The sequence below is a fragment of the Isoptericola jiangsuensis genome (assembly GCF_048320105.1).
Taxonomy (GTDB): Bacteria; Actinomycetota; Actinomycetes; order Actinomycetales; family Cellulomonadaceae; genus Isoptericola; species Isoptericola jiangsuensis_A.
Window position 1 is genome coordinate 1929790 of sequence record NZ_CP182942.1, and the last position, 13362, is coordinate 1943151.

10 protein-coding genes, 1 tRNA gene and 2 pseudogenes are annotated in these 13362 nt (G+C 72.7%); 5 read left to right on the top strand and 8 right to left on the bottom strand.

Features of this window, described 5'->3' with window-relative positions; translation table 11 throughout:
- Positions 1-477 precede the first annotated feature (477 nt).
- The 3 genes and pseudogenes from ACNHYB_RS09040 to ACNHYB_RS09050 all read left to right on the top strand — a co-directional run.
- A pseudogene (locus ACNHYB_RS09040) lies at positions 478-1914 on the top strand (replication initiator); the annotation flags it as partial.
- Positions 1911-2126 (top strand): helix-turn-helix transcriptional regulator, encoded by a 216-nt coding sequence (locus tag ACNHYB_RS09045; protein ID WP_418275020.1) that lies wholly within the window; start codon positions 1911-1913, stop codon positions 2124-2126. The pseudogene ACNHYB_RS09040 and the gene ACNHYB_RS09045, both read left to right, overlap by 4 nt.
- Before the next feature lie 476 nt (positions 2127-2602).
- Positions 2603-3019 (top strand): annotated as a pseudogene (locus ACNHYB_RS09050) (tyrosine-type recombinase/integrase); the annotation flags it as partial.
- A gap of 277 nt (positions 3020-3296) precedes the next feature.
- Here ACNHYB_RS09050 and ACNHYB_RS09055 read toward each other — a convergent pair.
- The 4 genes from ACNHYB_RS09055 to tmk form a co-directional block, all read right to left on the bottom strand.
- Positions 3297-3369: transfer RNA gene (locus ACNHYB_RS09055), tRNA-Thr, on the bottom strand.
- A gap of 149 nt (positions 3370-3518) precedes the next feature.
- The gene (locus ACNHYB_RS09060; protein ID WP_418275021.1) at positions 3519-5024 is read right to left on the bottom strand and encodes an alpha/beta hydrolase; all 1506 of its coding nucleotides are present in this window, start codon (positions 5022-5024) and stop codon (positions 3519-3521) included.
- Positions 5025-5189: 165 nt separating this feature from the next.
- On the bottom strand, positions 5190-6338 hold the full coding sequence (locus tag ACNHYB_RS09065) for a DNA polymerase III subunit delta' (RefSeq protein WP_418275022.1): 1149 nt from the start codon (positions 6336-6338) through the stop codon (positions 5190-5192).
- Entirely contained in the window at positions 6335-7042 is a 708-nt protein-coding gene (gene tmk / locus ACNHYB_RS09070) for a dTMP kinase (protein ID WP_418275023.1), read from the bottom strand. The genes ACNHYB_RS09065 and tmk overlap by 4 nt, the downstream gene beginning before the upstream one ends.
- A gap of 134 nt (positions 7043-7176) precedes the next feature.
- On the opposite strand from tmk, the gene ACNHYB_RS09075 reads away from it, so the two are divergent.
- Complete coding sequence (locus ACNHYB_RS09075; protein ID WP_418275024.1) at positions 7177-7575, top strand: pyridoxamine 5'-phosphate oxidase family protein; 399 nt, start codon at positions 7177-7179, stop codon at positions 7573-7575.
- Here ACNHYB_RS09075 and ACNHYB_RS09080 read toward each other — a convergent pair.
- Genes ACNHYB_RS09080 through ACNHYB_RS09090 form a run of 3 tightly spaced genes read right to left on the bottom strand, consistent with a single transcriptional unit; the run spans position 7550 to position 10185 of the window.
- Complete coding sequence (locus ACNHYB_RS09080) at positions 7550-8635, bottom strand: hypothetical protein (protein WP_418275025.1); 1086 nt, start codon at positions 8633-8635, stop codon at positions 7550-7552. The two genes, ACNHYB_RS09075 and ACNHYB_RS09080, sit on opposite strands and share 26 nt — an antisense overlap.
- A gap of 5 nt (positions 8636-8640) precedes the next feature.
- Positions 8641-9711, bottom strand: a complete 1071-nt coding sequence (locus ACNHYB_RS09085; protein WP_418275026.1) for a Gfo/Idh/MocA family protein — start codon at positions 9709-9711, stop codon at positions 8641-8643.
- Positions 9712-9720: 9 nt separating this feature from the next.
- Positions 9721-10185 (bottom strand): MarR family winged helix-turn-helix transcriptional regulator, encoded by a 465-nt coding sequence (locus ACNHYB_RS09090; protein ID WP_418275027.1) that lies wholly within the window; start codon positions 10183-10185, stop codon positions 9721-9723.
- A gap of 82 nt (positions 10186-10267) precedes the next feature.
- Here ACNHYB_RS09090 and ACNHYB_RS09095 point away from each other — a divergent pair, with 82 nt between their 5' ends.
- Entirely contained in the window at positions 10268-10504 is a 237-nt protein-coding gene (locus ACNHYB_RS09095; protein ID WP_418275028.1) for a hypothetical protein, read from the top strand.
- Positions 10505-10544: 40 nt separating this feature from the next.
- On the opposite strand, the gene topA is transcribed toward ACNHYB_RS09095, so the two are convergent.
- Positions 10545-13307, bottom strand: coding sequence for a type I DNA topoisomerase (gene topA / locus ACNHYB_RS09100; RefSeq protein WP_418275029.1), 2763 nt, complete (start codon positions 13305-13307; stop codon positions 10545-10547).
- Positions 13308-13362: the final 55 nt, after the last annotated feature.

Here is a 13362-nt window from a genome sequence, read left to right on the forward strand (position 1 = left end):
CTTGAACGGAGTAATATCATCGCGAGTTAGGTACTTTGGCGGCAACGCTCCACGCACCGGTGATGTCACCCGCGAAAGCGCTGCGCCAGTCGCGATCAGGACTACGGCCCCTCCCCCGCAGATAGCGGTAGGCTTCCGTACACCAAGAGTTGAAACGCCTGAATTATGAGCAACAATCGACGCGCACCCAAGAGGTCCGACCATGACGCAATCGGATAGGAGAGGACTACCCCAACCAGCCCGCCCGCACTAAGCCCAAGTAGAACGTTCGAACCCGAAAGTCCGAGACCGTTGACACCAAAGAATCCGATGCCGGCAAGAAAGAATGCAGTGCCGAAAGCATCCACGACAATATTCCCGCCCAGCAGGAACCTAGTCGAGCCTAGTGTCCTCATCTCAGCTTCCCCAGAAACGCGACCTCCCGAAAGACCAGGGTGACGCTCCTACCGTCCCCCGAGTACTCCAGGCTACTGCTCCCACCCCGTCCGGCTGCAGGGCACCTCGAGGACGATCGACGCGGCGACGGGTGAGGTGCTGTCGCAGTTCAGCTCCACCGATGCTCCGCTCGGCACCCTGTACCGGGCGTGCGGCAACCGGCGCGAGTCGGTCTGCCCTGCCTGCTCTCGCGTCTACGCCCGCGACACGTTCGAGATGATCCGCGCGGGCCTGCTGGGCGGCAAGACCGTCCCCGACACCGTCGCGGACAACCCGCTCGTGTTCGCCACCCTCACCGCGCCGTCGTTCGGGCACGTCCACGGCACCGGAGGTAAGCACGGCGGCGGACGCTGCCACCCCCACGGCACCGGCGTCTGCCCGCACGGCCGCCCGCGCTCGTGCACCACCCAGCACTCCGACACCGACCCCCTCGTGGGCGGGCCGCTGTGCGAGGGCTGCTACGACTGGCACTCCGCCGTCGTGTGGCAGTGGCACGCCCCCGAGCTGTGGCGCCGCTTCACCATCGCGCTACGCCGCCAGGTCGCCGACCGTCTCGGCGTCCGCGAGTCTGCACTGCGCGACGTCGCGTCGGTGCAGTTCGCCAAGGTCGCCGAGTACCAGGTGCGCGGCCTCGTGCACTTCCACGCCCTCATCCGTCTCGACGGGCCGGACGGCCCCGGCTCCCCCGCACCCCTCGACGGCGAGGCCCTGGCCCAGGCTGCCAAGGACGCCGCTCGGTCTGTCGTGGTGACCGCTCCCCCGGTCGACGGCGGCGACGTCCCCCGCGTGCTGCGGTTCGGCAAGCAGCTCGACGTGCGGTGCGTGCGCTCCGGCGTGCCGGACAACGACGACGGCACCGACGACCTGCGCCCCGAGCAGGTGGCCGGCTACCTCGCCAAGTACTCCACCAAGGGCACCGGCACCGACCCGTCCGCACCGAGGCCGCACCACCAGCGACTCATCCGCACCTGCCGATGGCTCGCCGAACGCGCCGCCACCGCGTGCCGTGGGCTCGCCGGCCCCGACCCCGAGGACGACGACGGCTGCCTGTGCGGCCACTGCGCCGACAGCCCCTACCGGCTGCTGACCAAGTGGGCGCACATGCTCGGCTTCCGCGGCCACTTCTCCAGCAAGTCCCGGCGCTACTCCATCCCCCTCGGACGGCTCCGCCGAGCCCGCCCCCGGTTCCAGAGACTCAAGGCCGACGCCGACCGCGACGGCACCCCGATGGACACCGCCGACCTCGAGAACCGCCTGCTCGCCGACGACGAAGACACGACGCTCGTCATCGGGCACTGGACCTACGCCGGCACCGGCTGGACCAACCCCGGCGACAAGGCCCTCGCCGACGCCGCCAGCCGCGCGGGCCCGCGAGTACGCACAGTGGAGGGCCACCACGGCGGCGTAATCCTCGGACCACCCAGCACCGACGTTCAGCGACAGAGATTTCAGCGACATCGACAGGAGAAGGACCCATGAGCAACGACGCCCACCGGGACGCGATCGCCACGATCCCCCGCGACGAGTACCTGACCACCGAGGAGGTCGCCGCCTGGCTCAAGGTCGCACCCTCAACCGTCTGCCGATGGCGGCTCGCCGGCCGCGGCCCCCGCGTGACCTGGCTCTCGCCGTCCCCGCCCCGCTACCGCCGCACCGACATCGCGGCCTGGCTCGACGCGGTCGCAGCATGACCGTCCGCAAGACCGCCAAGGGACGCTTCCGCGCGCAGCTCAAGAGCGGACGCGAGTTCGTCACCTCCCGCACCTTCGACACCAAGCGCGAGGCCGACGCCTGGCTCCGCCGCGAACGCGCCGCCCTCGACGGCGGGCACGACCCCCGGGCAGGAAAGGAGCGTGTGAGCAGCGCCATCGACCGGTGGCTCGCCGTCCGCGAGCGGACCGTCGCGCCGACCACCTACTACGCCGACAAGAACATGGTGAGGATCCTGCCGACGAGCATGCGGAACGTGTACCTGTCCGCGATCACGGAGCGTGAGGTAGCGCGGTCGTTCGAGACACTCCTCACGGGCGGGCTGATGGAGTCCTCCGTCGTCCGCTACCGGGCGAGCCTGTCGGCGTACTTCGCCTGGTGCGTCCGGGAGAAGCTGGTCACCCGGAATCCGGTGACCACCGTCAAGGTGCCGAAGGGCTCCGACGAGGTGGACGAGATGGACCCCTTCACCGAGGACCAGCTCGAAGCGGCCTACCTCGTCTGGAGGCAGAAGGACGAACGGCTCGCCGACATCCTCCTCGTCCTGGGCTGGACCGGGCTTCGCTGGGGCGAGATGCGGGCCATGCAGGTGTCCTCGTTCGTCGAGGTCCCCACCGCCGCATTGATGGTGCGCCGCAGCCAGCCGGAGCGGTACCCCGTCAAGGGGACGAAGGGTCGGCGTACGCGGCGGGTCCCGCTCGCGAACCGGGTTCTGCCCATCGTGCGCGAGATGGCGGCGGGCAAGGCCCCGCACGACCTGCTGTTCACGTCGGCAGGCGGCGCGCAGCTCTGGCGCACGTCCACGCTCCGGACCCTCCGCTGGTCCGCGAAGGACCGCGCGGGGCACGAGGTCGGGACCGGCCAGGGCCGCCGGCTGCACGATCTGCGTCACACTGCCGCGTGCCTGTGGCTCGCCCGCGGCGTCGACCCCCGGGACGGTCCAGGCGTGGTGCGGACACGAGTCGATCGCGACGACGAACCTCTACCTGCACCACCTGGGGACGAGCGCCGACAGGGCCGGTCTGAACAGGCTGAACGAGGGCCCGGGAAGCGCCGGGGGTGCGCGAGACGGGCGCCGGGATGCCTGAGACGCGAGAAGCCCCCGCGGACTCTGGACCGTTCGTCCAGGTCAGCGGGGGCTTTCGTGTCGGAGCCGCCTGTCAGAATCGAACTGACGACCTGTTCATTACGAGTGAACCGCTCTACCGACTGAGCTAAGGCGGCACGCTGGAACTGATCGGCGACAGGCGGACCTGGCCGACCCTGATCAGCGGGCGTCCCAACACTACCTGACCGCGCAGGGTGAATCCAAAACGTCCCGGACGGCCGTCGTCGTCGGATCGGTCACATCGCGGCCGTCGCCGCACCCGGCCTCAGCAGGTCAGGCCGTCCTCCGGGACGGTCCCCTCCACCAGGTAGTCCTCGACGGCGTCGCTGATGCAGTCGTTCGAGCGGGTGTACGCCGTGTGGCCCTCGCCCTCGTAGGTGACGAGCACGCCGGACTCCAGCGTCTCCGCCAGACCCTCCGCCCACACGTACGGGGTCGCGGTGTCACCGGTGGTGCCGATGACGACGATCGGCGCCGCACCCGGCGCGGCCATGTCGTACTCCCGCTCGGCGACGGGGTAGGGCCAGTCGGCGCACGAGATGCCGCCGTAGGCGAAGAACGAGCCCAGGTACGGGGCGGCCGCCTCGATCTCGGCAGCCTCCTTGCGCATCGTCTCCACGTCGGGCGAGCTCCGGGTGTCCAGGCAGTTGACCGCCGTGAACGCCTCGGTGGAGTTCGACGCGAAGCTGCCGTCGGCGTTGCGGTCGTTGTACAGGTCCGCGAGGTAGAGCAGCATGTCGGCGGTGCCCGCGTTGATCACCTCGTCGAGGGCCTGGGTGAGCATCGGCCACCAGTCCTCGGAGTACAGCGGCATCGCGACACCGTAGAACGCGAGGGTCTGCGTGACCACGCGGTCACCGCTGGTCGGGTACGGGCGGTCGTGGGCCTGGTCCAGGACGCGGCGAACCTGCTCCAGCCCGTCGTCCACCGACCCCGTCAACGGGCACTCGGGCCCCGCCTGGCAGTCCTCGACGTAGTTGCGCAGCCCGTTCTCGAACCCGACCGCCTGACCCTGCGACATCTCCTGCGGGGTCAGCCTGGGGTCGATGGCGCCGTCCAGCACCAGCCGCCCGGCACGCTCCGGGAAGAGCCCCGCGTAGGTGGCCCCCAGGTCCGTGCCGTACGACGCCCCCAGGTAGTTCAGCTCCTCGTCGCCGAGCGCGGAGCGCAGCATGTCCATGTCCTTGGCGGCGCTCTGCGTGTCCACCTCGCCCAGGAGCTCACCGGTGTTCTCCGCGCACGCCTCGCCCCACGCCTGGGCGTCGGCCCGCGCGTCGGCGATGCCCTCGTCCGTGCTCAGGTCGACGTCCTCGGTGAGGTAGGCGTCCTTGGCCGCGTCGTCGAAGCAGATCACCTCGGTCGAGGCCTGCACGCCACGCGGGTCGAAGCCGACGAGGTCGAAGGACTCCTTGAGCCGGTCGCCGTACGTCTCGGCGACAGTCTCCACGTAGGTCGCACCCGACGCGCCGGGACCGCCCGGGTTGACGAGCAGCGAGCCCTGCTTCTCCCCCGTCGCCCGGTAGCGCTTGAGCTGCAGCTCGATGGAGCCGGCGTCCGCGTCGTCCCACGACAGGGGCGCGTCCGCCGTCGCGCACTCGAAGCCGGAGCTGCACGCGGACCACTCCAGGTCCTGGGAGTAGAACTCCTCGAAGCCCTCCGGGCCGCCCGAGGGCCCCGACGCCGCGGTCGCCTCGTCGACCGGTGTGGCCGACTTGCCCGGCGTCCCGGAGCACGCACCCAGGGTGAGCGCGAGCACCGCGACCGCAGCCACTGCCCCACCACCACGGAGAGTCGGGCGGGCAGGCGTGCGCGAGGGGCGAACAGGCAGGATCACCAGGACAACGTACCGGTAGAGGCCCCACCACCAGGGAAGCCTTCACCGAACCTTCGCGGCACCGCACGCGCCGCGGTGCACGGCCCCCGCCGGGCGGGATCCTCAGCCCTGCGGCCGCAACGCGATCGACATCGCCTCGAGCGCCAGCAGGGGCGCCACGTTGCCCTCCAGGCGCTCGCGCGCCACACCGATCGCGTCCATGCGACGCACCGTCTGCTCCGGCGTCGAGTCCCGCGCCAGCGCCCGTACCGTCCCCGCGTGCTCACCGTTGACCAGGTCCACGTCCGCGCCGAGCTGCACCACGAGCACGTCCCGGTACAGGGACAGCAGGTCCACCATCGACCGGTCCAGGACGTCGCGCTGCCGCCGGGTCGCGCGGCGCTTCTGGTCGTCCTCGAGCTGCTTGAGCTGAGACCGCAGCCGCGGCGGCAGCGTCTCCCCCTCGCCCGCGCCGAGGGCGCGCAGCAGCTCCGCCTTCTCGACCGCGTCACGCTCGGCCGTCGCGGACGTCGCCTCCGCCTTGGCGACGTCGACGAGCTCCGCGGCGGCCAGGACGGCGTCGGGCACCCCGCGGATGCGCCGCGCGACGTCGAGGACGGCGTCGCGGCGCCGGCGCGCCTCCGGGTCGCGGGCGAGCCGGCGCGCCAGCCCGACGTGCGACTGCGCGGCCTGCGCCGCCTGCAGCGCCACCGCCGGGTCGACGCCGTCACGACGCACCAGCAGGTCCGCGACGTCCCGTGCCGGCGGCACCCGCAGCGCCACGGAGCGGCACCTCGACCGGATCGTGGGCAGGACGTCCTGCGCGCTGGGCGCGCACAGCACCCACACGGTGTGCGGCGGGGGCTCCTCGATGGACTTCAGCAGCACGTTGGTGGTGCGCTCGGCCATGCGGTCGGCGTCCTCGACGACGATCACGCGGTACCGGCCGACGGCGGGGGTGCGGGCGGCCGCCATGATGAGGTCGCGCACCTCGTCGATGGTGATGACCACCTTCTCCGTGGCGACCACCGTCAGGTCCGGGTGGGTGCCGGCCAGCGTCGTCGTGCAGGCGTGACAGCTCCCGCACCCGGCCACCGGCCCGTCGCCCGTGCACTGCAGCGCCGCGGCGAACGCCCGCGCCGCCACCGACCGCCCCGACCCCGGCGGGCCGGTGAGCAGCCAGGCGTGCGTCATCGCCGCCGGGTCCGACGCCGCGCGCTGCAGCACGCCGACGGCCTCCGGCTGGCCGACGACCTCGTCCCAGACGCTCACTGCAGCCCGCCCGTGCGCTCCGGGACGGCCCGGGGCTCGGGGTGCTGCTTGCGCGGCGCGACCGCCTCGTCGACGACCGGCGTCAGGTCCAGGCGTGCCGCGAGGTCCACCCGGATCTGCGACTGGATGTCGTCGACCGAGCCCGTGGCGTCGACCACGAGCCAGCGCTCCGGCTCCGCGGACGCCCGGCGCAGGAACGTGTCGCGCGCGCGGCGGTGGAAGTCCGACCCGGCGCGCTCCAGCCGGTCGGGGTCGCCGGTGCGGCGACGTGCCGCGACCGCCGGGTCCACGTCCAGCAGCACGGTGACGACCGGCAGCAGGCCACCGGTGGCCCACAACGACATGCCCTCGACCTCCGCCTCGGACAGCTCGCGGCCCCCGGCCTGGTACGCCACCGAGGAGTCCAGGTACCGGTCGGTGACGACGACGGCACCCCGGGCCAGCGCCGGGCGCACCAGGGAGGCGACGTGGTGGGCGCGGTCGGCCGCGTACAGCAGCGCCTCCGCGCGCGGGCCCATGTCCTCGCCGTGCTGCACGAGCCGGCGCAGCTCCACGCCGAGCGCCGTGCCGCCCGGCTCCCGCGTCGTGACGACCTCCCGGCCCGTCACCTCCGCGAGCCACTCGCCCAGCAGCCGCACGTGCGTCGTCTTGCCTGCGCCGTCGCCGCCCTCGAACGAGATGAAGAAACCGGGTCCGTTGCTCACGCGCTCACCCTAGTCCGCGCCGCCCACGCGAACCCTGCCGGCCGGGGATGTGACGTTCGCCCACCGGCCGTTCTCGGCGGGCGCCCGCCGCGACGTGCGAGGACGATAGGAGCACCACGACCCAAGGAGGCACCATGGCCGGCGAGGCGACCATCACCACACTCGGTGACGAGGAGTGCTGGGAGGTGCTGGGGACGCGGTCGATCGGTCGGCTCGCGACCGCCGTCGGCGGCGAGCCGGAGATCTTCCCCGTGTCGTTCGGCGTGGCCGAGCGGCGGCTCTACTTCGTCACGATGCCGGGCACCAAGCTCGTCGAGCTGGTGGTGAACTCCCGGGTCGCGTTCGAGAGCGACGAGCACACGGAGCAGACGGCGACCAGCATCGTCGTCAAGGGCGTCGCCGAGCTCCTCGACACCGATGCCGACATCGCCGAGGCCGAGGCGACCGGGGTGCGCCCCTTCGCGGACTCGGGCCAGAGCATCTGGGTGCGCATCACGCCCACCCAGGTCAGCGGGCGTCGGCTGACTCGCTGAGCGCCCGCGCGGTGCGTTCCAGCGCCAGCACCACGGCCCCCGCGGCGAAGTAGTCGCCGCCGTCGTCGTCGCGCGCCTCGCGCACCGCCTCCCGGACCCGCTCCGCCGACCGGCGCACCTCGTCCACCGCCGCGTCGGTCTCGTCCGGCTCCGAGCGCAGGGCGGAGGCCGTCTGCTCGAACGCGTCTGCGACCGCCGGGCGCACCGCCGGACCGAAGGCGACGTCGTCGCGGCCCGCACGCTCCCACTTCATGACGTGGCGGGCCATGTCGTCGACCATCTCCGCGGCCACCTGCAGCGCCGAGGCGCGCAACGTGACCCGCTCCAGGGCGTCCGCGTGGCGCCGTGCGCGCAGGTTCGCCCGGGAGGACTCGCGGCTCTGGTCGACGGCCGCCGTCGCCCGGCGCAGCACCGGGCGCACCGAGAGCCAGCGCCCCTGCCACTGCTCGTCGTCGGGCAGCTCGTCGCTGCGCAGCCCGTCGGCGAGCTCGCAGAGCTGGTCCGCGAGCACGTCGCGCAGCCGGTCCAGCTCGCGGCGCGACGGCGCCACCAGCAGCGGCGGCGCGAGGATGTTGACGCCCGTGGCCACCAGCGCCCCCATCGCCACCAGCACGGGGAACACGCCCGTGAAGCCCAGGATGTCGTTGCTGCCGAGGACCAGCACGAACAGCGCCGAGTTCACGACCCAGTCGCCCGAACCGCCCCACCGCCGCCACCCGGCCATCAGCGTGCCGACACCCACCGCGACCGCGACGGCCAGACCGCCGGGCGGCACCACCACGTCCGTCAGCCGGCCGAGCAGCGCCCCCGCGAGGATCGCGCCCACCGCGCCGACCGCCGCGCCCGCCGAGCGCACCACCGTCGTGCCGGACGCCACCACCGCGCCGAGCGGCCCGTAGTAGGCGTAGTCGGACCACGGCTCGGGCAGGTTGTACGCGATCAACCAGGCGATCGCCGCCGAGACGGCGGCCTTGAGGGCCAGGGCCCCCCGCGGGTGGCGCGCCCAGGCGTCCGCCACGGCGAGCGTGCCTCGGCGGGTGTCGGCGGCCGCACCGCGCATCGACGTCACTCGCCGGGGTACACGACGCCGAGCTGCCCGCGCACCTCGTCCAGGATCCCCATGACCTCCAGCGTCGAGGACCAGGGCATCCGCGGGCTCTGCGTGCGGCCCGCGGCGAGGCACCGGGCCACCTCCGCCGCCTCGTACGCCTTGCCCTCACCCTGCGGCGAGGTGAAGGTCCACGAGGTGCCGTCGTCGTGCAGCACCTCGAACCCCGTGGGGCCGAAGAAGAACTCCGGCACCTCGATGCGGCCGCGCGTGCCGATGATGCGGGCGCTGGCCCCGCCGCTCGCCGTGGACGACGTGTGCAGCACCGCCTGCGCACCGCCGCGGTAGCCGAGGATCATGCTCACGTGGTCGTCGACGCCCGTGGGCGCGAGGGTGCCGTGCGCGATCACGGTGTCCGGCGCGCCCAGCAGGTCGTGCGCGAACGTGATCGGGTAGATGCCGAGGTCCAGCAGCGCGCCGCCCGCGAGCTCCGGGGCGAAGAGCCGGTGGGTGGGGTCGTAGGCGAAGAACACGTCGAAGTCCGCCATCACGGTCCGCACCTCGCCGATCTCACCCCGCGCGATCGCCGCCCGGATCGCCGCGACGTGGGGCAGGTAGCGCGTCCACACCGCCTCCAGGCAGAACACCCCGGCCGCCCGCGCGGCGTCGAGCAGGGTGCGGGCCTCGGCCGTCGACCGGGCGATCGGCTTCTCCACGAGCACGTGCCTGCCCGCCTCGATCGCCAGCAGCGCGTGCTCCAGGTGGTGCGAGTGCGGCGTGGCGACGTACACCACGTCGACGTCGTCGTCGGCGACGAGCGCCTCGTAGCTGCCGTGCACCCGCGCGCCCGGTGCGTGGTCGTCCGCGAACGCGGCCGCCTTCGCCGCCGACCGTGAGCCGACGGCGGTCACGCTGCTCGCCGTGCGCTCCCGGACGCCGTCGGCGAACGACGCCGCGATGTTGCCGGCGCCGAGGATCCCCCACCGCACCGGCGGCGCGTCCATCAGGTCGGGCACGGCGTCGGCCAGGTCGGCGGTGGTCAGGCGTGCGGCGAAGGTGGCCGGGTCGACGGCGGGGCTCTCGGTCATGCGGTCACGCTACCGGGCGCCCCGGGCGGCGGCGATCACGGCGTCGGCGGCGTCCCGGACGCGTTCCAGCTCCGCGAGGTCCAGCCCGGAGGCCGCCACCGCACGGCCGGGCACCTGCAGCGCGTCGGCACGCAGCGCGGCCCCGTCGGCGGTGAGGTGCACCTCGACGACGCGGGCGTCGGTGGCGGAGCGGCGGCGCTCGATCCTGCCGTCCTGCTCCAGCCGCTTGAGCAGGGGTGACAGCGTGCCGGGGTCGAGGTGGAGCCGGGACGCGAGGCCGGTGACGGTGGTGGTGCGGCCGGCGCCGGCGTCCTGCCACAGCCCCAGGAGCACGAGGTACTGCGGGTGGGTCAGGCCGAGCGGCTCCAGCACCGGCCGGTACGTCGCCACCATGGCGCGCGCAGCCGCGGACAGCGCGAAGCAGACCTGCGCCTCCAGGGCGAGGGGGTCCGGTGCCGGGTCCGAGGTGCTCATGGAGGACAGCGTACGGGTATGGTTGGCCCACCAATCATTGGGGCACCAAGCAGTAGTGCCCCGTCGAGCACGGACCAGGGGGATGAACGCGATGGGCCTGTTCCGCCGTCGGCCCGGCGACGACCGCACCTGGGGCATGCGGCTCACCGAGACGTTCCTGCCGATCTTCGGGCCGGCGTCGATCCGCCGCACGCCCCCGGTCCCGCCGAGCGCCGAGGACCTCGCGCGCGAGGCCGCCCTGCGCGACTCCCTGCAGGTCGTCACCCGCGCGGACGGGCACCCGTACGTCGTCGAGCGTCGGGCCGGCCCCGAGTCCTGACGCGCAGCGCCTCGCACCGCACGGGCACAGCGCCGGGTCGCTACTTCTTCGTGGTGCTCCGCTTCGCGGGCGCCTTCTTCGCGGCGGGCTTCTTCGCCGTCGAGGCGCGCGTGGTGCGCTTCTTCGGCCCCTGCGCGCGCTTCTCCGCCAGCAGCTCGATCGCCCGGTCGGGGGTGATCGACTCCGGCGTGAGGTCGCGCGGCAGCGTCCGGTTCGTCTCGCCGTCGGTCACGTACGCACCGAACCGGCCGTCCTTGACCACGATCGGCTTGCCGCTGTTCGGGTCGTCGCCCAGCTCGCGCAGCGGCGGCGCCGCAGCCGCCCGGCCACGACGCTTCGGCTCGGCGTAGATCTTCAGCGCCTCGTCCAGCGTGATGGTGAACAGCTGCTCCTCGCTCGCGATCGTGCGCGAGTCGGTGCCCTTCTTCAGGTACGGGCCGTAGCGGCCGTTCTGCGCCGTGATCTCCGTGCCCGACTCCGGGTCAGTGCCCACCACGCGCGGCAGCGACAGCAGCTGCAGGGCGTCGTCCAGCGTGACCGAGTCCAGCGCCATCGACTTGAACAGCGAGCCCGTGCGAGGCTTCGGCTGCGCGGCCTTCGCCTTCTTCTTCGCGGCCGCCGACAGGCTCGGGTCGATCTCCGGCAGATCCAGCACCTCGGTGACGTACGGGCCGTAGCGGCCGTTCTTCGCCACGATCTCGTTGCCGGACTCCGGGTCGACGCCCAGCACCCGCCCGTCGTCCGCGCCCGCGGCGAGCAGCTCGCGCGCCTTGGCGACGGTGAGCTCGTCCGGTGCGACGTCGTCCGGCACGGACGCGCGCGGCGCCTTGCCCTCCGCGTCCGGTTCGGCCGCGAGGTCCTCCAGGTAGGGGCCGTACCGGCCCACCCGCACCCGCAGCCCCTCACCGATCGCCACCGAGTTGATCGCCACCGGGTCGATCTCGCCCAGGTCGGTCACCAGGTCGCGCAGGCCCCAGCCGGCAGTCTCGCCCGACCCGTCGCCGAAGTAGAACCGCGTCAGCCACGCCACGCGCTCGCGGTCGCCCGCGGCGATCTCGTCGAGGTCGGCCTCCATCTCGGCCGTGAAGTCGTAGTCCACGAGCCACGTGAAGTGGTCCTCGAGGAGCTTGGTGACGGCGAACGCCAGCCACGTGGGGATCATCGCCTGACCCTTGGTCCGCACGTAGCCGCGGTCCTGGATGGTGGAGATCGTCGCCGCGTACGTCGACGGGCGGCCGATCCCCCGCTCCTCCAGCGCCTTGACCAGGGAGGCCTCGGTGTAACGGGCGGGCGGCGAGGTCGAGTGACCCTCGGCGCTCAGGTCCGTGCCGGCCAGCACGTCACCCTCGGCCATGCGCGGCAGCCGCGACTCCTTCGCCCCGGACGCCGCAGCACCCTCGGGCGCCTCCACGTCCGTCGACTCCTCGTAGGCGGCGAGGAACCCGCGGAACGTGATGACCGTGCCGGACGCCGAGAACACGGCGTCGGACCCGGCGCGCTCCCCCGCACCCGAGCCGAGGCGGGCGCCGAGCCGCACCGACGCCGTCGACCCCTTGGCGTCCGCCATCTGCGAGGCGACGGTGCGCTTCCAGATGAGCTCGTAGAGCTTGAACTGGTCGCCCGAGATCTCCTTGGCGACCTGCGCGGGAGTGCGGAACGAGTCCCCCGCGGGGCGGATCGCCTCGTGCGCCTCCTGGGCGCCCTTGTTCTTCGAGGAGTACAGGCGGGGCGCACCCGGCACGTACTCGGGACCGTACAGCTCGGCGGCCTGGCGCCGGGCGGCGTCCGTCGCCTCGCTGGACAGCGCCGGCGAGTCCGTCCGCATGTAGGTGATGTAGCCGTTCTCGTACAGCGCCTGCGCGGTACGCATCGTGGCACGCGACGCCATGCGCAGCTTGCGCGAGGCCTCCTGCTGCAGGGTCGACGTCGTGAACGGCGCCGCGGGCTTGCGCGAGTACGGCTTCGTCTCCAGGGAGCGGACGGCGAACGCCGCGTCGTCCAGGCCCGCGACGACGGCGGTCGCGGCCGCCTCGTCCAGGTGGACGACGCCGGTGCGCACCTTGAGCCGGCCGAGGTCGTCGAAGTCACGGCCCGACGCCACCCGCTCTCCGCCGAGGCCGGTGAGACGGGCGGCGAAGAGCTGACCGGCGTCGTCGCCGCCGGTCGGGGCGAACGAACCGGTGACGTCCCAGTAGTCCGCGGCGACGAACGCCATGCGCTCCCGCTCGCGCTCCACGACCAGGCGCGTCGCCACGGACTGCACCCGCCCGGCCGACAGCCCCTGGCGGACCTTGCGCCACAGCACCGGGGACACCTCGTAGCCGTAGAGGCGGTCCAGGATGCGACGGGTCTCCTGGGCGTCGACCAGGTCGGAGTCGAGCTCGCGGGTGCTCTCCAGCGCGCGACCGATCGCCTCGCGCGTGATCTCGTGGAAGACCATGCGACGGACCGGCACCTTCGGCTTCAGCGCCTCGATGAGGTGCCACGCGATGGCCTCGCCCTCGCGGTCCTCGTCCGTGGCGAGGAAGAGCTCGTCGGCGTCCTTGAGCAGGCTCTTCAGCTCACGGACCTTCGCCTTCTTGTCGGCGTACACCTCGTAGTACGGCGCGAACCCGTTGTCGACGTCGACGGCGAACTTGCCGAACGCGCCCTTCTTCATCTCCGCCGGCAGGTCCGACGGCTGCGGGAGGTCGCGGATGTGCCCCACGCTGGCCTCCACGACGTAGTCGTCGCCGAGGTAGCCCTGGATCTTGCGAGCCTTGGTGGGCGACTCGACGATCACGAGCTTGCGGGCCTGGGGCATCCGTTCCTGCTTTCGATGGGGGCTTCGCCGGTACGGCAGTCATGTCACGGTACGA